Source organism: Gordonia aichiensis, from assembly GCF_039946255.1.
Taxonomy (GTDB): domain Bacteria; phylum Actinomycetota; class Actinomycetes; order Mycobacteriales; family Mycobacteriaceae; genus Gordonia; species Gordonia aichiensis_A.
The window spans coordinates 59227-83880 of sequence record NZ_JBCDWL010000019.1 but is presented as its reverse complement, the minus strand read 5'-3'; the positions used below and the strand labels follow the sequence as shown (position 1 = coordinate 83880).

22 protein-coding genes are annotated in these 24654 nt (G+C 67.4%); 10 read left to right on the top strand and 12 right to left on the bottom strand.

What is annotated here, in order from left to right; all coding sequences use genetic code 11:
- Window positions 1-604 precede the first annotated feature (604 nt).
- On the top strand, window positions 605-2104 hold the full coding sequence (locus tag AAFO60_RS17895; protein WP_347957591.1) for an aldehyde dehydrogenase family protein: 1500 nt from the start codon (window positions 605-607) through the stop codon (window positions 2102-2104).
- 35 nt (window positions 2105-2139) lie between these two features.
- Window positions 2140-3252 (top strand): NDMA-dependent alcohol dehydrogenase, encoded by a 1113-nt coding sequence (locus AAFO60_RS17890; protein WP_347957590.1) that lies wholly within the window; start codon window positions 2140-2142, stop codon window positions 3250-3252.
- A 62-nt stretch (window positions 3253-3314) separates the two neighbouring features.
- Here AAFO60_RS17890 and AAFO60_RS17885 read toward each other — a convergent pair whose 3' ends face one another.
- Window positions 3315-4226, bottom strand: a complete 912-nt coding sequence (locus tag AAFO60_RS17885) for an amidohydrolase family protein (RefSeq protein WP_347957589.1) — start codon at window positions 4224-4226, stop codon at window positions 3315-3317.
- 212 nt (window positions 4227-4438) lie between these two features.
- Between AAFO60_RS17885 and AAFO60_RS17880 the strand changes: the two genes are divergently transcribed.
- On the top strand, window positions 4439-5596 hold the full coding sequence (locus AAFO60_RS17880; protein WP_347957588.1) for an acyl-CoA dehydrogenase family protein: 1158 nt from the start codon (window positions 4439-4441) through the stop codon (window positions 5594-5596).
- Window positions 5597-5687: 91 nt separating this feature from the next.
- Here AAFO60_RS17880 and AAFO60_RS17875 read toward each other — a convergent pair whose 3' ends face one another.
- The 7 genes from AAFO60_RS17875 to AAFO60_RS17845 all read right to left on the bottom strand — a co-directional run bounded on the left by AAFO60_RS17875 (window position 5688) and on the right by AAFO60_RS17845 (window position 14093).
- Entirely contained in the window at window positions 5688-7166 is a 1479-nt protein-coding gene (locus AAFO60_RS17875) for an aldehyde dehydrogenase family protein (RefSeq protein ID WP_347957587.1), read from the bottom strand.
- A gap of 52 nt (window positions 7167-7218) precedes the next feature.
- A complete protein-coding gene (locus tag AAFO60_RS17870) occupies window positions 7219-7716 on the bottom strand; it encodes a hypothetical protein (RefSeq protein WP_347957586.1) in 498 nt (165 codons plus the stop codon).
- A gap of 25 nt (window positions 7717-7741) precedes the next feature.
- Window positions 7742-8959 (bottom strand): phosphotransferase family protein, encoded by a 1218-nt coding sequence (locus AAFO60_RS17865; RefSeq protein ID WP_347957585.1) that lies wholly within the window; start codon window positions 8957-8959, stop codon window positions 7742-7744.
- Entirely contained in the window at window positions 8956-10059 is a 1104-nt protein-coding gene (locus tag AAFO60_RS17860) for an NAD(P)-dependent alcohol dehydrogenase (protein WP_347957584.1), read from the bottom strand. Before AAFO60_RS17860 ends, AAFO60_RS17865 begins: the two co-directional genes overlap by 4 nt.
- An 82-nt stretch (window positions 10060-10141) precedes the next feature.
- Entirely contained in the window at window positions 10142-11770 is a 1629-nt protein-coding gene (locus AAFO60_RS17855; protein ID WP_347957583.1) for an AMP-binding protein, read from the bottom strand.
- A gap of 221 nt (window positions 11771-11991) precedes the next feature.
- On the bottom strand, window positions 11992-13152 hold the full coding sequence (locus tag AAFO60_RS17850; RefSeq protein WP_347957582.1) for an acyl-CoA dehydrogenase family protein: 1161 nt from the start codon (window positions 13150-13152) through the stop codon (window positions 11992-11994).
- A complete protein-coding gene (locus AAFO60_RS17845) occupies window positions 13149-14093 on the bottom strand; it encodes a PaaI family thioesterase (protein WP_347957581.1) in 945 nt (314 codons plus the stop codon). Before AAFO60_RS17845 ends, AAFO60_RS17850 begins: the two co-directional genes overlap by 4 nt.
- Window positions 14094-14166: 73 nt before the next feature.
- On the opposite strand from AAFO60_RS17845, the gene AAFO60_RS17840 reads away from it, so the two are divergent.
- From AAFO60_RS17840 to AAFO60_RS17830, 3 genes are all read left to right on the top strand, one after another.
- Window positions 14167-14679 (top strand): MarR family winged helix-turn-helix transcriptional regulator, encoded by a 513-nt coding sequence (locus tag AAFO60_RS17840; protein WP_347957580.1) that lies wholly within the window; start codon window positions 14167-14169, stop codon window positions 14677-14679.
- Window positions 14680-14822: 143 nt separating this feature from the next.
- Window positions 14823-15920 carry a LuxR C-terminal-related transcriptional regulator gene (locus AAFO60_RS17835; protein ID WP_347957579.1) on the top strand — a complete coding sequence of 366 codons (1098 nt, stop codon included), beginning with the start codon at window positions 14823-14825 and terminating at the stop codon, window positions 15918-15920.
- On the top strand, window positions 15917-16990 hold the full coding sequence (locus AAFO60_RS17830; RefSeq protein WP_347957578.1) for a helix-turn-helix transcriptional regulator: 1074 nt from the start codon (window positions 15917-15919) through the stop codon (window positions 16988-16990). The genes AAFO60_RS17835 and AAFO60_RS17830 overlap by 4 nt, the downstream gene beginning before the upstream one ends.
- Window positions 16991-17006: 16 nt before the next feature.
- On the opposite strand, the gene AAFO60_RS17825 is transcribed toward AAFO60_RS17830, so the two are convergent.
- Complete coding sequence (locus AAFO60_RS17825) at window positions 17007-17789, bottom strand: SDR family NAD(P)-dependent oxidoreductase (RefSeq protein ID WP_347957577.1); 783 nt, start codon at window positions 17787-17789, stop codon at window positions 17007-17009.
- A gap of 157 nt (window positions 17790-17946) precedes the next feature.
- On the opposite strand from AAFO60_RS17825, the gene AAFO60_RS17820 reads away from it, so the two are divergent.
- From AAFO60_RS17820 to AAFO60_RS17810, 3 genes are read left to right on the top strand one after another with little or no spacing between them, the layout of a single operon-like run.
- Window positions 17947-18741 carry an enoyl-CoA hydratase-related protein gene (locus AAFO60_RS17820; RefSeq protein ID WP_347957576.1) on the top strand — a complete coding sequence of 265 codons (795 nt, stop codon included), beginning with the start codon at window positions 17947-17949 and terminating at the stop codon, window positions 18739-18741.
- 1 nt (window position 18742) lies between these two features.
- Window positions 18743-19879, top strand: a complete 1137-nt coding sequence (locus AAFO60_RS17815; protein ID WP_347957575.1) for an acyl-CoA dehydrogenase family protein — start codon at window positions 18743-18745, stop codon at window positions 19877-19879.
- Window positions 19880-19916: 37 nt separating this feature from the next.
- Window positions 19917-20816 carry an SDR family oxidoreductase gene (locus AAFO60_RS17810; RefSeq protein ID WP_347957574.1) on the top strand — a complete coding sequence of 300 codons (900 nt, stop codon included), beginning with the start codon at window positions 19917-19919 and terminating at the stop codon, window positions 20814-20816.
- On the opposite strand, the gene AAFO60_RS17805 is transcribed toward AAFO60_RS17810, so the two are convergent.
- On the bottom strand, window positions 20799-21578 hold the full coding sequence (locus tag AAFO60_RS17805) for an MFS transporter (protein ID WP_347957594.1): 780 nt from the start codon (window positions 21576-21578) through the stop codon (window positions 20799-20801). The two genes, AAFO60_RS17810 and AAFO60_RS17805, sit on opposite strands and share 18 nt — an antisense overlap.
- 499 nt (window positions 21579-22077) lie before the next feature.
- Between AAFO60_RS17805 and AAFO60_RS17800 the strand changes: the two genes are divergently transcribed.
- The gene (locus tag AAFO60_RS17800; protein ID WP_347957573.1) at window positions 22078-22542 is read left to right on the top strand and encodes a hypothetical protein; all 465 of its coding nucleotides are present in this window, start codon (window positions 22078-22080) and stop codon (window positions 22540-22542) included.
- A gap of 11 nt (window positions 22543-22553) precedes the next feature.
- Here the strand turns inward: AAFO60_RS17800 and AAFO60_RS17795 are convergent, their stop codons facing one another.
- Both AAFO60_RS17795 and AAFO60_RS17790 read right to left on the bottom strand, forming a co-directional pair.
- Entirely contained in the window at window positions 22554-23573 is a 1020-nt protein-coding gene (locus tag AAFO60_RS17795; protein ID WP_347957572.1) for a DUF7064 domain-containing protein, read from the bottom strand.
- A 51-nt stretch (window positions 23574-23624) separates the two neighbouring features.
- Entirely contained in the window at window positions 23625-24650 is a 1026-nt protein-coding gene (locus AAFO60_RS17790; RefSeq protein ID WP_347957571.1) for a phosphotransferase family protein, read from the bottom strand.
- Window positions 24651-24654: the final 4 nt, after the last annotated feature.

Here is a 24654-nt window from a genome sequence, read left to right as displayed (position 1 = left end):
CCAAAATGGCCCGCCGCGCCGTCATGCGCTACGTCACCCGAGACATCTACCGCTACCTCGAAGACAACAGCCCACAACCAGCCCCCACCGCTTGACAAAATCGATAAGAGCGTCGAGACCCCGCACCATCGTCTCGATGCGCTCCCCCGCTCCGCTCCTCCGCTTACTCGACAACCCTAGGAACAGGCCGGTCGAGCAGCCACCGAGCGCAGCGAGGCGGCGTATCGAGACCCCGCACCATCGTCTCGATGCGCTCCCCCGCTCCGCTCCTCCGCTTACTCGACAACCCTGGAAACAGGCCGGTCGAGCAGCCACCGAGCGCAGCGAGGCGGCGTATCGAGACCCCGCACCATCGTCTCGATGCGCTCCCCCGCTCCGCTCCTCCGCTTACTCGACAACCCTGGGAACAGGCCGGTCGAGTAGCCACCGAGCGAAGCGAGGCGGCGTATCGAGACCCCTCGCGACCGTCCGTCCACCTGCACAGCCGCAGTGTTCAGATTCTGCACACGGCGAGCCCGTTGCGGCGGGGGATAAATGATGCACGCCATTCGGTGGCACACATCACAGATGTGATCCAACAGGTTCTGCAACACAGGAGGCTCTCATGACCGCCACGCTCGACTCGGTACTACTGCCCGAGGTCGCCGAGTTCGTTTCCCGAGATCGCCGGATGCTCATCGGCGGTCAGTGGGTCGACGCCGCCTCCGGCCGCACCTTCGCCACCCACGATCCGGCGACCGGACAGGTCATCACCAACGTGCCGCACGGCGACGCCACCGACATCGACCGCGCCGTCGCCGCGGCCCGCGCCGCCTACGAGGGCCCGTGGGGTCGGATGCGTCCCAACGAGCGCGAACGCCTGATCTGGCGGGTCGGCGACATCCTGACCGAGCGCGCCGCGATCTTCGGTCAGCTCGAAGCCCTCGACAATGGCAAGTCCGTCGCGATCGCGACCGCCGTCGACGTGAACTGGTCGGCCGACGTGTGGCGCTACAACGCCGGCCTGGCCACCAAGATCAAGGGCTCCTCGATCACCCCGTCGATGCCCTTCGCCTCCCCCGACGCCGACTTCCACGCCTACACCCGCCGCGAATCGCTGGGTGTGTGCGGGCAGATCGTCCCGTGGAACTTCCCGATCCTGATGGCCACCTGGAAGCTGGCTCCGGCGCTGGCCGCGGGCAACACCGTGGTCCTCAAGCCCGCCGAGCAGACCCCGCTGAGCGCGCTCATGCTCGCCGAGGTCTTCGAAGAGGCCGGCTTCCCGCCCGGCGTGGTCAACGTCGTCACCGGCTTCGGCGATGCGGGCGCGGCGCTGTCGGCGCACCTGGACGTCGACAAGGTCGCCTTCACCGGCTCCACCGAGGTCGGCAAGAAGATCGTCCAGGCCTCCACCGGCAACCTCAAGAAGGTCACCTTGGAGCTGGGCGGCAAGAGCCCCAACATCGTCTTCGCCGACGCCGACCTCGACGCCGCCGTCGCCGGGTCGGTCGCCGCGTGGATGTTCAACCACGGCCAGTGCTGCGTTGCGGGCACCCGACTGTTCGTGCAGCGCAGCATCTTCGACGAGTTCACGCAGGCCGTCGCCGACGCCGCCGCGCAGGCCAAGATCGGCCCCGGCCTCGATCCGACCACCGAGTTGGGTCCGCTGGTCTCGCAGGAACAGTTCGACCGCGTCAACAGCTACATCCAGCAGGGTCTGGCCGACGGCGCCCGCGCCCTCACCGGCGGCAACCGCTGGGGCGATCAGGGCTACTTCATCGAGCCGACCGTCTTCGTCGACGTCAAGCCCGAGTACTCGATCGTCGAAGAGGAGATCTTCGGGCCGGTCGTCGCCGCCCTGCCCTTCGACGACGAGGACGATGTCGCGCAGGCCGCCAACAACTCCATCTACGGTCTGGCCGCGGGCATCTGGACCAAGGACATCTCCAAGGCGCACCGCACGGCGGCCAAGGTGCAGGCCGGCTCGGTGTGGGTCAACCAGTACAACGGCTTCGACACCGCCCTCCCGTTCGGCGGCTTCAAGCAGTCCGGCTGGGGCCGCGAACTCGGCGACTCGGCGCTCGACCTCTACACCCAGACCAAGTCCGTCAACATCGCCCTCTGACCCGCTGCGCTCCCCCTGACGAAAGGACCACCACCATGAAGACCAAAGCCGCCGTCCTCCTCGAACCCGGCAAGCCCTTCGAGATCATGGAACTCGAGCTCGACGGCCCCGGCGTCGGCGAGGTGCTGATCAAGTACACCGCCGCCGGCCTGTGCCACTCCGACCTGCACCTGACCGACGGCGACCTGCCGCCCCGCTACCCCATCGTGGGCGGTCACGAGGGCTCCGGAATCATCCAGGAGGTCGGCCCCGGCGTCACCAAGGTCAAGCCCGGCGACCACGTGGTGTGCAGCTTCATCCCCAACTGCGGCACCTGCCGCTACTGCTCGACCGGCCGCCAGAACCTGTGCGACATGGGCGCCACCATCCTCGAAGGCACCATGCCCGACGGCACCTTCCGCTTCCACGGCGATGGCAAGGACTTCGGCGCGATGTGCATGCTCGGCACCTTCTCCGAGTACGCGACCATCTCCCAGCACTCGGTGGTCAAGGTCGACGACTGGCTGCCGCTGGAGACCGCCGTCCTCGTCGGCTGCGGCGTCCCGTCCGGCTGGGGCACCGCCGTCAACGCGGGCAACCTGCGCGCCGGCGACACCGCCGTCATCTACGGCATCGGCGGCCTGGGCATCAACGCCGTGCAGGGCGCCGTGTCGGCGGGCTGCAAGTACGTCGTCGTCGTCGACCCGGTCGAGATGAAGCGCACCGAGGCCCTCAAGTTCGGCGCCACCCACGCCTTCGCCACCGCCGAGGAGGCGCAGGAGAAGGTCACCGAACTCACCTGGGGTCAGGGCGCCGACGCCGCGCTGATCCTGGTCGGCACCGTCGACGTCCCGGTCGTGCAGGCGGCGACCGCCGTCATCGGCAAGGGCGGCAAGGTGGTCATCACCGGTCTGGCCGACCCGACCAAGCTGACCGTCCAGGTCTCCGGCGCCGATCTGACGCTGAATCAGAAGACCATCATGGGCACTCTGTTCGGGTCGATGAACCCGCAGTACGACATCGTCCGCCTGCTGCGCCTGTACGACGCCGGCGAACTCAAGCTCGACGAGCTGGTGACCCAGCGCTACTCGCTCGAGGACGTCAACCAGGGCTACCAGGACCTGCGCGACGGCAAGAACATCCGCGGCGTGATCATGCACGACGCCTGACCGACCGCACAGACGCCGCGGGCCCGCCGAGACTTCGCTCCGGCGGGTCCGCGGTTCTCATTTCACAGACCGAAGAACTCCAGCGCGTTGCCCCGCAGAATCCGTTCGATCGTCTGCTCACGGATCGGCAGCTCGTGCAGTTCGGAGACGCAGCGTTTGAGGTCGAAGCCATTGCTGCCGAGCATGACCTTGCCGCGCAGTTGCCGATCCATTGCCTTGACCAGTTCCGGATCGAGCGACTTCGGAAAGTACGCCGAGATGTCACCGTACACGTTCGGATGACGCCACAGCATGGAGATGTACTCGCCGGTCCACGGCCAACCGGTGTGCGAGAGGTTGATCTTGAGATCCGGGAAATCGATGGCGACGTCGTCGACGAGCATCGGATGGCCGACGATACTCGGCAGGGTCTCCGCCGAGTGGCCCACCTGCATGCCGACGGGGATTCCGAGTTCCTGACACTTGGCGTAGAGCGGGTAGCAGCGACGGTCGTTGGCGGCGAGGCCGAAGGTCATCGGGTGGAAGTAGACGTACTTGAACCCGTGGTCGCGGACGAACATCTCGATCCGGCGGAGGCTCTCATCGATCCGGAACGGGTTGTAGCCGGCGCCGCCGATGAACCGGTCGCCGGCCACTTCCAGCGCCTGTGCGACCACTTCCTCGGGCAGGTCCATGATGAGCGAGTGGTGGTGGTGATACGACCACATCTTCACGCAGGCCAGCACCATCATGTCGCAGCCTGACTCGTCGAGCGCCGCGACCGCCTCCTCGACGTGCAGTGTCGGATCGGCTTCGGTCGGCGGGTTGGCGACGTCGACTTTGCGGCCCCACTGCGTGGTGACCATCCCATCCTTGAGCAACGGGCGCAGCGTGGTGCGCACCATCGTCTGGAACTCCTCGAACTGGTACTCGGTGCCCGACAGCCCGGGTGCGATGTAGGGCGCGTAGTTCATTACGTCGATAACGCCTGCCATGTGGATCTCTCCTCGAAGTCGGCTATGAAATCAATGGTCTTACCATTTTTACTCGACGTTCGACCGCCCGTCCACCCCTTGCCCGAGATGCGGCGACGAGCGCGGCGCGGTCGATCGCCGCATTGCCCGGCGATCAACTTCGTTGTATGGTCAGTCCATTAAAACTACATGTCCAAACCGGTATTCGTATCGCCGATGACAGGGAGATCCCATTGCTGTCCTTCGACTTCAGTCCTGATCAGCAGGAGTTCGCCGAGGTACTCGGCGACTTCGCCGCCAAGGAACTCCGACCGCACTACGTCGCGCGAGCAGCGAGCACCGAGTTCCCCTATGAGGTATTCGCGAAGCTCGGTGAGATCGGCGTGCTCGGCATCGGGCTACCCGAGGAGTACGGCGGCACCGGCACCGAGGACCCCGTCATGCTGGGCCTGGCGACCGAGGTTCTCGCCACCGGCGACATCAACCTGGCCTCCGCGCCGATCCAGGTCGGTCTGGTCGGCTCCCAGCTCGTGCACTCCAGCAAAGAGGTCGCCGAGCGTTATCTGCCCAGCCTCATCGCAGGAAAGGAGACCCTGGCGATCGCGCTGACCGAACCCGGTTCCGGCTCGGACGCCGGCGCCCTGCGAACCACGGCCACGCCCGTCGACGGCGGCTGGATCCTGTCCGGCGAGAAGACCGCCATCAGCTGGGCGATGAACGCCGCCGCGACTCTCGTCTACGCGCGGACACCGGGCACCACCCGATCGTCCGGCGTCAGCTGCTTCTGCGTCCCGATGGACGCCGAGGGCGTCACCCGGTCGCACATGCTCGGGATGGGATGCCTGCCCCTGGGCTGGGGCTCGATCCACTTCGACGACGTCTTCATCCCCAACTCGCACCTGGTGGGCGAAGAGGGCCGCGGGTTCGCGTCGGTGATGAATCACTTCGACTTCAGCCGCGCGGCGATCGGACTGATGTGCCTGGGCTCGGCCCGGCAGAGCCTCGACGAGGCCGTCGAATACTCCCAGCAGCGCGAGACGTTCGGCCGGCCGATCTCCGAGTACCAGGGCGTCTCGTTCAACCTCGCCGAACAGGCCACCCTCCTCGAAGCCGCCCGTCTCGTCTGCTACAAGGCGCTGTGGTCACGCGAGGTCAACCGGCCGCACACCGCGCTGGCGTCGATGAGCAAGTGGTGGCCGCCGCAGGTGGCCCGCCAGGCCATCGAGGTCGCCATGCGCATCCACGGCAACCTCGGCTACGCCGCCGAGTTCCCGCACCAGGCCCGCTATCGCGACGTCATGGCCTACTTGGTTGCCGCCGACGGCAGCGCCGAGATCCAGAAGAAGATCATCGCGGGCGACATCTACCGCCGCGGGGGCGTCGGCTACTGAGCCGGCCCCCGGGGCGCGTGCTCCGTCAATGCACATCGGTGGTTTTCCGGTTCCTGAGAACCGGAAAACCACCGATTTGTCATGCCGGTGCTCAGACCCGGCTGCGCACGTCCGCCAGCGCCGCGGCGACGCCCTGGTCCACCATGGCGGCGACCTGGTCACTGCCGACCGCCACACCGGCCATGCCGTCCGAGATGCCGAGCTCGGCGTCATTGGACAACACCGGCCGCCGGTGCGAGCAGGCGTCGAAGCCCACCTTGCCGTGGTAGGCGCCGGTGCCGGAGTTTCCGACGCCGCCGAACGGTGCACCCTCCGCGAAGGCGTGCGAGATGCCGTCGTTGCGGGTGACTCCGCCACTCGTGGTCTTCTCCAGGAACCGCTGGAAGTCGGCGCCGTCGCCGCCGTACCAGTAGGCACCGAGAGGCGACGGGCGATCCTGGACGTAGGTGATGACCTCGTCGATGTCGTCGTAGACGTAGACCGGGATCACCGGACCGAAGATCTCCTCCGACGAGATGTTCGCCGCTTCGGGAACTCCGGTGAGGATGGTCGGCGGGATCAGCCGCGACTGGGTCGGCGCGCTGCCGTCTGCGGTGTCCGGGACCGGGAGGATGCGGTCGGCGCCCTGGGCGACGGCGTCGTCGATCAGGCCGGTGACCCGCTGGTAGTTGCGCTCATTCACGATCGACACCGCGGCCGGCGAGTCGTAGTAGCTCGGGAACAGCTCGGTCATCTCGTCCTGCAGCGCGGCGATGAAGTCATCGGCCTTGCTTCGCGGCGCGAAGACGTAGTCGGGGCACAGGCAGATCTGACCGCCGTTCAGCAAGCGGGTTCCGGCGATTCGGTGCGCGGCCAGCCCAAGATCGGCGTCCTCCGCGACGACGACCGGATTCTTGCCGCCCAGCTCCAGGGTCACCGGGACCAGGTTTCGGCCGGCCGCCTCGGCCACCATCCGGCCGATCGCCGGGGAGCCGGTGAAGATGATGTGGTCCAGTTGCAGGCTGGAGAAGTCCTGCGCCGTCTGCACATCGCCGAGCACCACGGCGATCTCGGACTCGTCGAAGTGCTTCGCGACGGCCTCCGCGACCACCTTGCCCGTTCGCACGTGGAGATCGGGGAACTTGACCATCACCCGGTTTCCGGCGGCGAGCGCGGCGACGGCCGGCTGGAACGACAGCAGGACCGGGAAGTTCCATGCGCCGATGACGCCCACGACGCCGAGCGGTCGGTTCTGGATGAAGCCGGTCTGCCCCTCGGGTGTCTGCAGTGGGGTCGGCTTCATCCATTCTTCGAGGTTCTCGCGGATGTCGTTGGCGTCGGGGAGCCACGCGAGCAACTCGAAGGACTTCGTCAGCGCTTCCGGGCGCTGACCGTAGTCGGCGCCGAGAGCCTCAGCGATGTCGTCGGCGCGTTCGAGCAGGGCCAGCAGGAGTCGGTCGATCCGGTTGCGCCGGACTTCGGCGGTCGGCGGACCTTCGAGGTTGAAGGCCTTGCGCTGAACGTCGAGGATCCGTTCGAGTTCGGATCGCGGTACGTGGACGGGGGCCGGGGTGGTGACGGGTGCGCTCATGAGATTTCCTTTCGTTGAGACACCGGACGTTCAGAGTGTGATCGGGACGGCATCAGCGGCGGGCCTGTTCGGCGAGTACCGCGCCGAGTTCTTCGGGGTCGACCGGGAACCCGGTCATTCGGTAGAACGCGCGTTCTCGACGTTCCTGACGACGGGCGACCTCGACCATCTGCGCTTTCGCCTTCCCGGCAGCCGAGTCGTCCGCCGCGACCCCGTCTCGCGTGATGGCGGTGAACAGTTCGCCCGCGAGGGCCTTCAGCTCACGATTCTGCTCGACGGCCTCTGCAACGCGCGGGACGTCCGCGATCGACGGCACGTGCGCCGTGCGGGTGATCGCATCGAGCCGCTCCTGAGCCCGTCCGCGCTCGCCGTCGGGCAGGAGTCCCGCCAGATCGGCGGTGAGTCCGCGGTAGTCCTCGTTCTCGACCACCTCGTAGGCCACCTCGTGCGGCTGGACGTCCAGGAGCCAGTCGATGGTCGCGAGCATCAGCGCCGACTGCTCCTGGACGAACGGGTCGTCCGGCAGCGCGGGTATGACGGTCTCTGCCATGCGGCGACGGAGAGCCGTCAGCGATTCAGGAATCGTGGGCAGCATTGAGGTCCTCCAGGATCAGTGCATTCACATCGCCGACGAACCGTCCGCCCAGACCGCTGATGAAGTTGTACATGACATCGAGTTGGGTGAGCCGACGGTGGGCGTGGCCGGGGCCGGTGCCCAGCAGCGATTCGATAGCCCAGTAGTAGTTGTAGACGTAGTAGTAATTCAGCTTGTCCATGTCGACCGACAGACCCGAACGACGCTCGTACTCGGCGATGAACGTCTCGGTGTCGACGAGGCCGGCGACGAGGAAGACGCCGTTCTCGTCGAGCGACCCCCATCCGGGCAGCATGGTGTACGCGAGGTCCGAGTGTCGGTCGCCGAGGTAGCAGAGCTCCCAGTCGATCACCGACACGAACTCACCGGTCTCCTCGTCGAACAGGAAATTCCCGTTGCGGTAGTCGCCGTGCAGCAGGGAGATCCGGTCGGCTGCGGGCTTGTTCTCCTCCAGCCACTGGCGGGTGAGGAGCATGGCCGGATGCTCCTCGACCTTGTCCTGCTCCCAGGAACGCTCCCAGAACGCCAGGCGCCAGTCGATGGCATCGGTCGTCCCCGCACGCGGGATGTCGAACGCACTGAGATCGTCGGCGTCCCATCCGTCGTACGAGTGCAGAGCCGCGCAGTGCTCGATGAATGGGGCGGCGAGTGATTTCCGCAGACGCGCACCATAGGTGACACCGAGCCCGGTGGCCTTGGGGACGTCGAACGTCGGCACGCTCGTCCCGGAGACGAACTCGGCGATGAACGCCGGCGCACCGAACCACGCGGAGTCCTCGGTGACCGCCAACGGCTTCGGCGCGGGCAGAACCTTGCTGACCACCCCGAGCATCTCGAACTCCCTGGTGGCGTCGGTCGCGCAGATGGCGCCGGCCGTCTTGATGCGCAGTGCGAGCCGGCGGCTCTCGCCGCCGTGGTCGAGCACGAAGCCGTACGTCTCGTTGGCACCGCCGCCGCTCATCCGAGCCATGTCGCGGACCACGACGTCGCCGCCGAGTTCCGCGATGAGAAAGTCGGTCAGCGAGGCCGTGCGCTCCGCTAAGGACGGTGCGGCACCGGACTGATCGGCCGCACGGCCGCGGATCTTGTCGTCGAGAAGCCCCGACAGCCGATCCTCCATGCGGAAACGGCGCTGCAGATCGGGAATGCTCGCTCCGGTCACCTGAGATGTCGCGGTCACCTGAGATGTCGCGGTCACTTGAGATCCAGGACCGCTTTGACCGCGACTCCCGACTCGACGTCCGCGCAGGCTTGGTTGATGTCGGCGAACGGGTAGTGCGTGATCAGTTTGTCGTACGGGAACCGGCCCTGGGCGTTCAGCTCGATGAGGCGCGGAATGAAGTCGGAGGGGACGGCGTCGCCCTCGGTCATGCCGACGATGGTGCGGCCCGCCATGAGGAACTCGAGCATGTCGATCTCGATGTCGGTACCGGCCTTCCCGAAGCCGAGGATGGCGAGCGTGCCCCGCGGCGCGAGAGCGCTCGCGCCTTGACGGACCACCGCGGTGATGGCGGTGGTGTCGACGGCGTAGTCGGTTCCCGCGCCGGTGATCGCACGGATCGACTCCACGATGTCGCCGGTCTCGCTGTTGACGGCGTGGGTGGCGCCGAACTCGAGCGCCGCATCCAGACGCGACTGGATGCGGTCGACGGCGATGATCTTGGTGCAGCCCGCGACGCGGGCGGCCATGATCGCGGCGAGGCCGACGGCGCCCACGCCGTAGACGGCGATGGACGAGCCCGCGGGTGGGCGCAGTCCGTTGAGGACGGTGCCGGCACCGGTCTGGATGCCGCAGCCGAGGGGGCCGACCTGACGGAGGTCGGCGTCGTCGGACAGTTTGATGACGTTGGATTCGAGGGCGATCGCGTGGGTCGCGAACGAGGACTGCGAGAAGAACTGTCCGTTGACGGACTTGCCGTCCGCGTCGGTGAGCGCCGTCGTGCCGTCGAGGCGGGTGCCGAGCACGTTCAGCGCCGGGAAGTTCTCGCAGTAGGCGGGGTGGCCGTCGAGGCACGAGCGGCATCTGCGGCAGGAGGCGAAGGTCAACAGGACCGGATCGCCCGCGGCGACGGAGGTGACGCCCTCGCCGACTTCGACGACGCGCCCGGCGCCCTCATGGCCGAGCACCAGTGGGAGCGGCACGGGCAGCCACTGCTTCTGCACTCCGATGTCGGTGTGGCACAAGCCCACCGACTCGATCTCAACCAGCACCTCTCCGGCGCGGGGACTGTCGAGTTCGAGCGTCTCGATCTGGAAGGGCTGTTCTGCGGTTCGAACCACCGCTGCGGTGATCTGCATTGAGTGTTCCTTGCGTCTGGTGGGTCGCATCTCACGGGTGTGACGATGCACGGAGGTCAGATCTCTGGATCAGGTCTCGCGATCACGCGTCGACGTGTCCGCTCGTCTCCGCATCCGGGATGAGGTCGCCGGCGACGATGTCGTCGCGCACCTTGAACTTCTGCACTTTGCCGGTGGGAGTCATGGGGAACTCGTCGGTGAAGAACCACAGCGTCGGCACCTTGTGCGCGGAGATCCGCTCGCGGCACCACTGCTTGAGCGCGAAGGCGTCCGGGGTCTCGCCGGTCGGGCGGATCACCGCCGCGATCTGCTCGCCCCAGTACTCGTGCGTGACGCCGAGGACGATGACGTCGCTGATCTGTTCGTGGGTGAACAACAGTTCTTCGATCTCCCGCGGGTAGATGTTCATGCCGCCGCGGATGATCATCTCCTTGAGCCGTCCGGTGACCTTCAGGAAGCCCCGCTCGTCCATCGTCGCCAGGTCGCCCATGTGCAGCCACCCGTCCGGGTCGATGGTCCGCGCGGTCTCCTCGGGCATGTCGTAGTAACCGAGCATGGTCTGGTAGCCGCGGCAGCAGATCTCGCCCTGCTCCCCGAGCGCAACCACGTCGCCGGTCACCGGATCCACCAGCCGGACCTCGAGCTCGGGCAGCGGCTGCCCGACGGTCGTCGCTTGGTCGACGGGATCGTCGGAGACCTTGGTCTGGCTGATCACGCCGTGCATCTCGGTCTGGCCGAACAGAATGGAGAAGGCGCAGTTCCACTCGGTGGTCACCCTCCGGACCAGCGCTTCGGGAACGGCCGCGGCACCGGAGAGCACCGTCTGCATGCTCGACAGATCGCGCGTCTTCGCATCAGGATGCTCCAGCAGCGCCAGCAGCATGGTGGGCACCAGCAACCCGTGCGTGCCCCGATAGGTCTCGTAGGCTTCCAGCACCGCGGCCGGCTCGAAGCCCGGCAGCACCACGTATGTACCGTGCAACGCGAACGTGCCGAGCTCGGTGACCGCGCCTCCGCCGATGTGGTACATCGGCATCGCGTTGATGCAGACGCCGCCGTCGCCCATCCCGGCCCGCTCGAAGACGAAGGTCGCCTCGTTGACGATCCCCTTGTGATGCAGCAATGCGCCCTTCGGGAAGCCGGTGGTGCCCGACGTGTACTGGATCTGCACCGGATCGGTGGGTTGCACGTTCGGCAGGGCCGTGGATTCGTCACCGCGGTCGGCGTATGCCTGCCAGTGGTCGTCGCCGATCGCCGACCGCACGCCGGGAGCGCCTTCGCGCGCCTGTGCGACGACCGAGCCCAGATCTGCGCCCCGGTATTCGCGCTGGTAGAAGACGGCGACGGCCTTCGACTGCTTCAGCACATATTCCAGCTCGTGGCTGCGGTAGGCCGGATTGGCGGCGACCACGATCATCCCCGCCATGGCGATGGCCTGCTGGAAGATGATCCAGTCCGCACTGTTGGGGGCGAACAACGCGATCCGGTCGCCCGGCTCGAAGTCCGCCAGCAGGGCGCGCGCGTAGCGCTCAACATCGGCGACGAGCTCGGTGTAGGTCCACTGCCGCCGACTGTCGACGTCCGGCACCGCGTCGACCAGCGCGATGCGTTCAGGCTGGGCGTGGGCGCCCTCCCGAATCAGATCGGGCAGGGTGATGTCTCGGACTCCGGTGCTCGACACCGCCGGCCAGGAAGAAGTGGTGAGCGACATCGGTGTCGCCTCCTTTTCATCGATGGTCCCATACGGTCGACGCGGTTGAGATTCGCGCAATTCTCCACCGTATGGTTCAGATCACATATTAATAGGTCTAACCATTCATGGCAACACTGGGGAACTGAATCCTCAAGCGTCCTAAATGATTTGAAAAATGTTGATGCGCCACAGCCCGCCCTCGATCAGTGACCGAGGACGAATCGGGAGACTCGGGCCGACTACTTCTCGTACGGAATGAACTCCCTGCCGTATTTCTCGCGCATGATGATGATCTTCTGGATCTGCGAGGTACCGTCCGCGATCTCCACCGACATCGCGTCGCGAAGACGCTGTTCGAAGGGCAGTTCGGTCGAGTATCCGTAATTGCCGTGAAGCAGTAGGCAGTCTTTGATTGCGGCACTCGCTGTGTGCGGTCCGAACCATTTCGCCATCGCAGCCTCGGCGGTGTGCGGCAGACCCGCCGTCCGTTTCTGCAGAGCCGAATAGCAGATGAGCCGGGCGGCCTCGAGTTTGGTCAGATGCTCGGCGAGCGGAAAGGAGACGCCTTCGAACTTCGAGAGTCGAGAGCCGAACGCCTCCCGCATCTGCACATATCCGGCCGTCTCGTCGAGCGATCTCTGCGCGATTCCGATTCCGGTCAGCGCCAGCAGCGGACGGGTGAAGTCGAATCCGTTCAGCACTCGGGAGAATGCCCGCCCCTCCGGTCCGATCAGGTTCGATTCGGGAACCCACACGCCGTCCAGGTGGAGAACGCCCCGGCCGAGCGGCAGCCAGCCGGTGTCCTCCACGGTCGACGTCGCGATGCCGTCGGCGTTCAACGGAACCAGCAGCGTCGACACCCCGACGCCGCGTCCGTCTCGGACGGTCTGCGCGGCCAGGATGATCGCCTCCGCATTGCCGAGCATCGTCACCGACGTCTTCTCGCCGGAGATCCGATAGCCGCCGTTCTCGGCGACCGCGGTGGTGCGGATTCGTCCGGCATCCGAGCCGGTGCCTGGCTCGGTGAGACCGAAGGCGAGGTACGACTCCCCGCGCACAAGATCGGGCAACCAGCGCTCGGCGAGGTCCTGCGGCGCGTGCCGGTGCAGCAGCGAGCTCATCAACAGCACCGGGATCACCGCATTGGCGGCGTTGAAATCGCCGGCGGCCAGTTCTTCGATCACCAGGCCCGCTGCGACGTAGTCCTCGGTCTCCAGCGGGTTGTACTTCGGGCCCGCCAGCAGCCCCAGCGCGCCGAGGTCCGCGATCTGCCGGTGGATCTCCCACGGGAACTTCGGCGACTTGGCGCGGCGGAGGTACCCGTCGGCGAGAACGCGGTTCGCGTAGTCGCGCACGGCATCGCGGATCTCGGCCTGCTCTGTCGTCATGATCGTGGTCATCTGCGAACGTCCTTCTGTAATCCCGAGAACTCCGGTGCGGGCAAGGTGGAGTCGGGCTGTCGACCGATCGCCGGCACGCCGTCGCGTACATCCGAGACACTGCGCACGTCCGAGACACTGCGCACATCCGAGACACTGGGACGGCGGTAGGTGATGGAGGTCCGCGTGCATTCGCGTCCGTCGGCCCGATACGACAGAACCGTCGTGAGCACGCAGTTGCGGCCTCGATGCTCCACCTCGACGGCGAAGCGCAACGTCTCACCGATCGGCCCCGGCCGGAGGAAGGCGATGTGCAAACCGGTGGCGACGAGCCCGGGAACGGCGGCATCGGCCACTCGCGCGGCCGCGAGTTCGGCGGCGTACACCGCAACGCCTCCGTGCAGCGCGCCGCCGGGATTGACGACGGGGTCGGCGACGTCGAGCAGGACATCTGGACCGTCGAACCGCAGTCGCATCGACGATCGGCCGTCGGGTCGGGGGGTGCGTCGCACCGGCGCGCTGTCGGTGAACTCGATGCGCTCGTCGACGAGCGCGACGAGGGTGCCGTCGTCGGCGTGAACCGTCCCCCTTGCGAGGGCACGGGAGTCGTCGGCGCACACGGCCGCCGATCGGGCGATGAGCGCTCGGCAGTCGCCGGGGATCGGCGCACAGAAGGTGATCGACAGGTCCGTGGTGACCGCCCACCCGCCCGCCGGACGGAAGGCGACCGCGGGACCGCCGACCACGGTGTCGACCAACACGCCGAGCGCGCCGGGTCGCAGGCGACCGTCATCTCCGCGCATCCACTCGGCCGGGGTCATGTGTCCAGTCGTCTCCGAGCTGGTGCCGGCGACGTCGCGGACCCCGAAGACAGCCTCGGGAGGCCCGGGAACGAACAAGCTCGGCCGGTCGGCGCCGACCTGCGGCGCCGCCTCAATCGGAGCACTAAATGGTATGTCCATTGACATTCACTCTAATCACTAAATAGTCGGTGGTCTAGAGTATTGGGAGAATCAGCGCACGATGGAGGCCAGAGTGACCGACAGGCCGAACGACGCCGAGAGGCCGATCGACGCAGTGGGCACGACCCAGCGACGATGGTCCGAACTGGGTATGGCGCAGCCGGAGCACTTCGCCGCGATGAGCGCCCTGCTTCGGGCGTCGGCGATCCTCAGCGGCGTCATCGGCAAGGCCCTCAAGCCGTTCAAGGTCTCGCGGCGTGGGCTCCTGGTGATGATCATTCTGTTCGTCTCCCCCGACGACGGCAGGCCGCTCGGACAGATCGGGAAGATCCTGATGGTGCATCCGACGACCGTCACGCTCACGGTCGATCAACTCACGGCGGCGGGCCTGGTGGAGCGACGGGCGCACCCCACCGACCGTCGCACCGTCCTCGCGGCATTGACCCCGGCCGGAATCGAGACCATGACGCAGATCGCCGACGCCCTGGCGGCCGTGGACTACGGACTCATCGGCACCGACGCCGACACCGCGGGCGACGTGTACGGCGCCCTGCGGCGCGCGCTGGCCATGATGGGCGACGCGTAGCGGTCGTCACCGCCTCGGCCCACATGCCGACCTCGACAGATTTTATGGTCTGACCTAAAATTGTCCTGGTTCGGAACGAGAGGGACGACGTGACCAGAATGCATCGGAGTGACCGCCCAGACAGCGACGTCGACGAGGTGATAGTGGACCGCCTTCACGAGATCACCGCACTCCTGGGATCGCCCCGACAAGCCCTCGCGTCCTTGGACGACCCCTCACTCGACGACATCCTCGCCCGTGCCCGCCGACAGGCCGAGGAGCAGTCTCTGCGTCCCGAGATCACCGACGATCGGCGCCTCGCCATCTTCCGCGCGCTGCACTGGATCCATCGCACACAGACCGAACGGATCGAGGCCCGCACCGCCGATACCACCCATTCACTGCATGAGATGAGGTCCACGCTCGACGACCTGCAGGGCGCCTCGACCGCTCAGCTCATCGACCAGATCCCCGCCCGGACTTGCCGCGGTCTCGGATTCGCCCGGGCAATGCTCTCGCCCGTCCGCTCGTCAGTCTGGATGCCGCGATACCTGCACTTCGAAGCCGACGACAGCCCCGAGAACGCCGCGCTGGAATCGTTCATCACCGACTCTCACATCCCATTCGCCGACGCTCCGCTGGAGTCGGCGGTCGCGCAGACCCGCACGCCCCTGATGAGCACCCGTCCCGGAGCGGACCGACGGACCTGCAGGGTCATGATCGAGGTGTCGCAGACGGCGGGCTTCGTCGTGGCTCCGATCGTGGCGCGAGGCCGCGCGATCGGGATCCTCCACGCAGACCGGCCGGTCGACCGTCGCATCTCCGATGTCGATCTCGGTCTCCTCAGCGCCTTCGGCGAATGCCTGTCGGTGGTTTTCGAAAGGGCGATGATCATCGACCGGCTGAGACTCAGCGCAGCCCGGGTCGACGAGCTGTTCGGTGACATCACCGCAGAGCTGTCCGATATCGACCACGGAACGGACGCGGCCGCCCACACGCAGCTCGACCACGCCCCGACTTCGGTGCCGGGCCGCCCGTCGTCGCCGACCGAGACCCTGACCGCACGTGAACTCGAGGTGCTCGAGCTCGTGGCGACCGGCGCGACCAACTTCCAGATCGCCCGATGCCTGGTGGTGTCCGAGGAAACCGTCAAATCGCACGTGAAACAGATCGCCCGCAAACTCGGGACTACCACGCGATCGGGAGCGGTGGCTCGATTCGTCCAGCTGGGCGGACAGCTCCCCGGCACTTACGGCCGGTGACGGACTCCGCCCCCGAGCTCGTCGCCCGTCTCACCGCCCTCGATCGCGGCCTCCGGCGGATGCTGGGCATGCCGACCCCCACGAGCGGGCTGATCGACGGCATTCAGGCCTCCGCGGCGGAGTCCGCGACCGCGGCGATGCAGGCTGCGCCGCGGTCCGACGACCTCCTACCCCTCGTCCTGCGGACCGCGGCGGAGTCGTTGAGTGCTCAGTATCGGCTCACCGAGGTGCTCGCGGCTCGACACCGGGAGACGCTGCTGACACTGTCCGACTCGCTGCGGAGGCTGACAATCCTCGCCGACCGCGACACGCTCCCGGCGGCACTGTGCACCGAGTTGGTCGAATCCGCGCGGTTCCCGGCCGCGATGTACGCGCGAGTCGATCCGGTCACCCGGCTGGCGACCACGGACGCGAGAGCCCGGGCGACCGCCGACGGGACCACCGAGGTGTCGACCGCTCGCATCGATTTCGCCTCGGCCGGCGCCGAGCTGCGATCCGAGTCCGGATCTCCGGCGGTCCGTCTCATCGATCCGTCGGAGGCCCCGTCGGCAAGCACTCGACTGCTCGGCACGAGCACTTACCTCGCCGTCCAGATCATCGTCGACGGCGCACTCACTGCGCTTCTGTACGCTGCACCCGCAGCTGCCACTCCCACCCGCGACAATGCGGAGATCCTCGCGCTGTACGGCTCGACGATGAGCGCCGTCCTCGCGCGAGATTCGTCGATCGACCGAATCGCCCGGCACCACCGAGTGTTGACCGAACGCCTCGCTCAGTTGGTCTCCGACACCGACGCGGTCCTGTCGGCGGGGCCGGACCTCGACCCGACTCCTCGTCTCGAATCGGTCCGTGTCGAGGATCAGGTACCGGCCAATCACGCGATGGAGCGACTCCTGACCGACCGTGAGGTCGACGTCATCCGGTTGATCGCGACAGGCGTCTCGAACGCCGAGATAGCCGACCGTCTCGGCATCGGCCTCGAGACCGTGAAATCACATGTCAAGAAGATCCTCAGAAAGGTCGGTGCGGTCAACCGCGCAGAGGCGACGGCGCTCTACCTCGGCCGCTGATACCGGGTCCGCGCGATCACGCCGCGGAGATGCCTCCGTTGACGCTGATCGCCTGACCGGTGAGCCTCGCCGCCTCCGGGCTGCACAGGAATGCCGCGAGTGCCCCGACGTCGTCGGCGTCGGGGACACCGAGCGCCGCCTGCTTGGCAGCACTGGCGAACAGCTTCGCGCTGAAACTGCCGCCGGAGGTGATGCGCTCGGTGGAATCGGTGCCGTGCACCAGCGACGGGGTCAGCACGTTGGCCCGGATACCGTGGCGCTTCTCCTCGATCGCGATGCTCCGGGTGAACATGATCAGGGCCGCCTTGGCCGCCCCGATCACCGCCTCCCCGGGCGTGGCCGTCTTGCCAGCATCCGAGGCCACGTTGATGATCGTCCCGCCGCCCTGTGCGCGCATGGACGGCAGTGCCGCACTGGCCAGCTGCATCCCCGGCAGCGCCAGCGAGGTGAGGGTCCGGGCGATGTCGTCGGTCGGGATGTCCTTGAACAGGGTGGGCTCCACATCGGCCGCCACCGAGGTGATCAGGATGTCGAGGGCGGGAAGCAGCGCCCGTGCCGCTTCAATGATCTCGATCGCGCCGTCGGCGGTCCCGGCATCGCCCTGCACGTACGACGGTTCGGCCAGACCGGCCGCTGCAAACGCCTCCTTGGCCCGGCCCGCGCGCTCCGCGGAACGCCCCACCAGCACGATGTCCTTCACGCCGGCCCGGGCCAAGGCAAGGGCCGAATGCAGTCCGATACCCGCGGTGCCGCCCACGATCACGGCCCCCGAATCCTCCAGCCGTCGCACCAGAACCATGAGACTTCCTCCGCGCCAATCAGTCCTGCGCACCCGTGCACGCAGATCGATACTTGCCCCACCGTGTCACAAAAGGTACGGTGTTGCAAATGGTCAGTCCTAATGACCGCAACGAGCGTGGCACTCGCCACCCCGACGAGAAGGACAAGGAAGTCTGATGAGCGAATTCACCGACATCACTTACGAAGTGGACAACGGACTGGCGTGGATCACCATCAACCGGCCCGAGCGGTACAACGCCTTCCGCGCCCAGACGGTCGACGAACTGGTACTCGCCTTCAAGCGCGCCTGGGCCAGCAGCGAGGTCGGCGTCATCGCCCTGACCGGCGCCGGGGACAAGGCCTTCTGCGCCGGCGGCGACCAGAAGCAGCGGATGGAGACCGGCGACTACGGCCCGTCCGCGTCCGGGCTGTTCGAAGTCGACGCCCTGCACCGCGTCATCCGCGACACCCCCAAGCCGGTCATCGCCGCGGTCAACGGCCTGGCCATCGGCGGCGGCCACGTCCTGCACGTCCTGTGCGACCTCACCATCGCCGCCGACACCGCCCAGTTCGGCCAGAACGGCCCCCGGGTCGGATCGTTCGACGCCGGCCTCGGATCGGGCTACCTCGCCCGCGTCGTCGGCGAGAAGCGCGCCCGCGAGATCTGGTTCATGCTGCGCCGCCTGTCGGCCGAGGAGGCCCTCGACTGGGGCTTGGTCAACCGCGTCGTCCCGGCCGCCGAGCTGAAGAACGAGGTCCGCGCGTGGGCCGACCAGATGCTCGACTTCTCCCCCACCGCGCTCAGGGTGCTCAAGCAGTCGATGAATACCGACACCGAGCATTTCGTCAGCATCGGCAGCATGGCGTACTCCACCCTGGCCATGTTCGGCGACACCCCCGAAGCCCAGGAGGGCATCACCGCCTTCAACGAGAAGCGCAAGCCCGACTTCGCCCCCTACCGCGGCAAGTAGCGTGCAGTTCTCCACCGAACAGCGCGAGTTCGCGGCCGCAGTCGCCGAGTACTGCAGCCGCGAACTCGCGACGGTCGCCCAGCGGGACGCCGTGACAGAGGGTGGCACACTCGCCAACAGTCCCCGGGTTCTGGCGGAGATGGCCCGGAACGGCTGGCTCGGCATCTCGTTGCCGGAGCAGTACGGCGGGGCAGGCGCCGGTTTCGTCGACGAATGCATCTTCCTCGAGGAATCCTCGCGCGGCCTGGCTCCGATCACCGCCTACTCCACCGGCCTCACCGCGGCACAGACGTATCTGCGCTGGGGCTCGGAAGCGCAGAAGAAGGCGGTCGTCACCAACCTCGCCGCGGGACGACTCGAAGCCATCGCCCTGTCCGAACCCGGCGCGGGTTCGGACCTGGCCGGCATCCGGGTCTCTGCCCGCCGCGACGGCGACCGGTACATCGTCAACGGGCAGAAGACCTGGATCTCGGCGGCGCACGTGGCCGAGCACCTGCTGGTCCTCACTCGAGAGGACGGCAGCGGCGGTCGCCATGAGGGCATGACCCTGCTGATGGTGCCCACGGACGCGCCCGGCCTGGTGATCAGGGGCATCGAGACCATGGAGCCTCGGACCTGCAACGATGTGTTCTTCACCGACGTGGCGGTTCCGGCCTCCGCGGTGGTCGGCGAACCGGGGAATGCGTGGCGCCAGCTGATGCGCGGCTTGTCCATCGAGCGCCTCATCATCGCCGCCATGAGCGTGGGAGCGGCCCGCCGCGCCCTTGATGACGCCGTGCGCCACGTTCGCGAGCGCGAGCAGTTCAATCGTCCGATCGCGTCGTTTCAAGCGATCCGGCATCGTCTCGCCGATCTGGCCACCGACATCGAGTTCGCGCGGGTGTTTCTCTACGACGCGGCGACCAAGATCGACAACGGCCACGAAGACGACCTCAACAGAGAGTCGGCGATGGCGAAATTGCGCTGCACCGAGATCGCCAAGCACGCCGCCCTGGAGGCCATGCAGCTGATGGGCGGCGCCGGATACACCCGCGAGTACGGGATGGAAGGGCAGGTCCGCCGTGCCTTGGCGCCACCGATCTACGGCGGGACCAACGAGATCCAGCGCGAGATCATCGCGAAGAACATCGGCTTGTGAACCACTCGCCGACAGTCACCGACCAATGAGGAACGTCATGAGTAACGACACCACCTTCTCCCCTCAACTGCTTGCCGGCAAAAGGATTCTCATCACCGGCGGCGGTACCGGACTGGGTCGCGGCGTCGCCCGCCACCTGGTCGATCACGGAGCCGAGGTCCACCTGTGGGGCCGGCGCGAAGCCGTCCTCTCGGAAGCAGCCGCCGAAGCCTCGGCCGCCCGACCGGGATCGGTGCACATCCACACCGTCGACGTCCGCGACTACGACAACGTCGACGACACCATGGGCCGGATCTGGGCCGACCACGGCCCACTGACGGGCGTGATCAACAACGCGGCCGCCAACTTCATCGCCCAGACCAAGGATCTGAGCCCCCGCGCCTTCTCCGCGATCACCAGCACCGTCATGAACGGCTCGTTCCACACCACCCACGCCGCGGGCAAGCGCTGGATCGCCGACGGCCTGCCCGGATCGGTCCTCTCCACGTTGACCACCTGGGTGTGGACCGGATCGGCGTTCGTCGTCCCCTCCGCCATGGCCAAGGCCGCCGTCCACTCCATGACCATGTCGCTGGCCGTCGAATGGGCCAAACACGGGATCCGGCTCAACGCCGTCGCCCCCGGCCCCATCCCAACCGACTACGCCTGGGAGATGCTCAATCCCACCGAGAACAGCTCGGTGGGCGCCACCCAGGCCGACCAGATCCCCGCCGGCCGGACCGGCACCATCGAAGAACTCGCCAACCTCACCATGTTCCTGATGTCCGACGCCTGCGACTACCTCACCGGACAGACTATCGCCATGGACGGCGGCCAGATGCTCGCCGGCCCCGGCACCTTCGCCGGCCTCACCTCGCTCAGCGACACCGACTGGGAGCAGATCCGCGAGACCAGCAAGGCCGCGACGGAGAAGAGCAAATCACAGCGAAGCGTCTGACGCTTCCGGAAGCGGTGCCGGGACGACCGGTGCGGGATCGTCGGCGACGACCTCGGCCTCACCGCCGACGTCGCGCACCCGGGTGATGAACAGCGAGCAGACCAGGGCGAGGACCGCCAGCCCCGCAGAGGTCAGGAAGGCCGCGGCCGCGCCGTCCGCCAGTGCCGCCGGTTCCGACGCACCGCCATCTACAGCGCTGGCACTGACGCCGCTGTAGACGGCGATCATCATCGCGGTACCGGCGGCACCGGCGAGCTGCTGCACCGTGTTGAGGATGGCCGAACGGTGTCCGTAGAGGTCTTGCGGGAGGGAGCCCAGCGCCGTGGTCATCAACGGGCTGAACAGTCCCGCCAGGCCGATCGAGAAGAACACGTGGAGTCCGACGACCACCCACACCCCGGTGGTCTCGTTCACCATCGAGAGCCCGAGCAGGCCGGCCACCACGATGATCATGCCGGGGATGATCAACGGTCGGGGCCCGAAGCGGTCGTAGATCCGACCGGCGATCGGCGAGAGCACCCCTTCCAAGAGACCGCCCGGCAGCAGCACCAGGCCCGTGACCAACGCGGTGACCAGCAGCGAGCCCCGCAGGTACAGCGGGAGGGTGTTGAGCACGCCGAGCATGGCCGCCATCAGGCACATCAGCGCGACCACGGACAGCGTGAAGTTGCGCACGCCGAGCGGACGCAGGTCCAGCAGCGCCCGGCCCTCTCGGCCCCGGACCAGCTGACTGCCAGACGAACAACGCCAGCCCCACGACACCGACAACCAGCACGGTCGCCGCGATCCGCGTATCCCGTCCGCCGCCGACGATGACGCCGATCGAGCTCAGCCCGTAGACCAGGCCGCCGAAGGCGAACACCGACAGGACCACGGAGACAAGGTCGAACGAGGATGGGCGCGGTTCGGTGACATTCGGGAGTTTGCGCGCCCCGACGGCGGCCGCGGCGACCACCAGCGGCACCATGAACCAGAAGATTCCGTGCCAGGTGGTGAAGCTGAGGATCGCCCGGACACAGGAGCAGGACATGACAACCGCACGGCAAGCGAGTAGACCGGGCCGCCCCAGCCAGGCACGCGCCGCCGAACGTCGCGCGCAGCTGTTGGCAGCGGCCGTCCGACTGCTCCTCCGCGACGGTATCGCCGCCGTCACCCACCGAGGCGTCGCCCAGTCCGCCGGCGCGTCCCCGGGATCGGTGCGCTATCACACTTCCAGACGCGCGAGGATCTGCTGGCAGCCTGCGTCGACGAGATCGAACGCGTGCGGGCGGCCGAAGCCGAACAGATCATCGACGGACTCGGCCCCCTCAGCCGGCGCGACTCGGACAGCACGGCGCGGCTACTCCTCCGGGCCTATTACGGGCCGACAGCGGACGAGACGATCGCGGACCAAACGACAGCCGGCGAGACGACCGCGCACGGGACGACCACAGGCAAGACGGCAGCCACCGGCACCTTCTGGTCCGTCGTCGACTGCGGACGGGAGAGTCCCCGACTCGGCGCGCTGCTCGGCAGACACCGTCGCACCGCGGTCGAACAACTGGCACGACTACTCTCCGCCTGCGGATACCCGACCATGCCGCCCGGCCTGGCCGCCAGCGTCATGGACGGCGGCATCGTGACCGCGACGGTCGAGGGCGTGTCCCCCGCCACCGAAGCCGCCGTCAGCGAACTCGCCGCAGTCCTGCACATGGCGGATCCCCCGCGCATGACGGACTTTCAGTGAAGCGTGGGCTCTCAGTGAAGGGTGGGCTGGTAGCGATAGCGCGAACTGCGGGTCAGCGCGAATTCGAAGATGCCTGAGCCGGCCGTTCCGTCGAGCTCGAAGGTGCAGAGTCGGTCGGTCAGCGCGGAGTCGAGGGTGCGCGGGGAGAGGGTGCCGCCGAGCGGGTAGCGGTCGGATTCGATGTGATCGACTCCCCGATCGGCACCGTGGTGGCCGCCGTAGCCTGCGCCCGCCATGTAGCCGCCACCGGCACGCGCGTCGGCCGACATCCGGTACCGCTCACCGCCTTCGGTGGTCACTTCGACCGTCCCGCCGATGAGGTCGAGACCCTCGGAGAACTGCAGAGCATGCCGTGCGTCGACGATCGGATCCAACCGTCCGTCGGTGTGCATCACCGCGCCCTCGAGCAGCAGTCGGTCCTGATCACGGGTCTCCACCAGTAGGAACCCGACGGAGAATTCGGGGAACTGCGCTTGGTACCAGATGTGCAGTCCCTGCCCGCCGGACATGGTGCGCACTCCGCGCGAACGATCCCGCTGGCCGTACCAGCCCTCGACCGACACGCGCTGCCCGTCGATGCTCAATTCGCCGTCGTAACGGCCGGATTGGAACAGGTGCTCGAACGACGTCGGGGTGCCGGAGTCGTTCTGGACCGCGACCGTGCCGAACCAGGCCGGGGTGCGCGCACGCCAGGTGACGTCGAACTCCACCCCGATATCGTTGGGCCCCAGACGAAGCCGCCATTCCCGGTTCGGGCGGCGGACTTCGAACCGGAAGGGACCGGCACCGTCGCCGGGTGCCACGCTCAGCAGACTCGAGTACCGCAGGTTGCGCTGCTCGGTCTCGGTGCTCACCACGACGAAACCGTCGACGGTGTCTTTGAGCGGATACCGGCCGTGGCCCATGATGATCGACGGGGCGTCACCGGCCACCGAGTGCATGTTGAACATGAAGCGATCGAAGAAGCCCGGCGGAAGGCCGGCGGTTTCCGATCCGATCAGTGGGTCGTGGAATTCTGCCGTGGAAGTCATCGAGTCTCCTGGGGTCGTGCGTTCTGCGGGGCCGCGATCACGGCGTCGCAGTCATGGTGTCGCAGTCATGGCGTCGCGGGCGTCGGCGAGGAAGCGCTGCACAAGGTCCGGGTCGGCGTAGTAGGGGTCGCCGATCCCGTCGAGGACACGGCGGCGGCTGTACTCGTACAGCACTGCGAGTTTCCAGAGTGCGAGCACCACGTACCAGGACAGATTCGACAGGTCGCGGCCGCTGCTCGCGGCGTAACGGTCGAGCAGTTCCTCTCGCGTGGGGAAGCCGTCTTCGAGCATGACGATCCCCAGCTCAGCGGTCGGGTTGGGCCGGCGACCGGGCAGGGGTGTGGTCGCCGCGAGATATCCGACGTCCAGGAGCGGATCGCCCAGGGTGGCCAGCTCCCAGTCCAGCACCGCGTCGATCCGGCCGGGTACACCCGGCGCGAGAACGACGTTCCCGATCCGGAAGTCGGCGTGGACCAGGGTTTCGTCCGATTCCGCCGGGGTGTGGTCGAGCAACCAGCGGTCCACATCGGCGAAATCGTCCGGCACCGCGCCGCCGTCGTCGACGATCAGGCGGCGCATCCGGGCCACGTGGCGAGCGTTGAATCCGGCCGGGCGGCCGAGGCCGTCGAGTCCGGCCGTCCGCCAGTCGACGCCGTGGAGCGCCACCAGTGTGTCGATCAGCGCCCCCCCGACGGCGCGTCGCTGTTCGGGAACGTCGAACGGCGCCGGCATCGCATCGGTGACCACCGGCCCGGGCGAGAAGGACATCGCGTACAGCGGGACGTCGAGCACCTCTCCAGCATCGGCGGTCCCCAGGATCGTCGGCACAGGCACCGCCGAGCCGGACAGCGCCGACATGATCCGCGCCTCGCGCATCATGTCGTTCGCGCCGGGCGGGATCGGCGGCGGCGGCGGTCGTCGGACCACCACCTGACGTTCGCCGTCGGACACCAGGTAGGTCAGATTGGAATGTCCGTCACCGATCCGACGAGTGGTGACGGCACCGGACGTCAGGCCCTTCTCCGCGAGAAAGGCCTGCAACCGGGCCAGTTCATCGCTGCTCCACTCCCAGCTCATGACG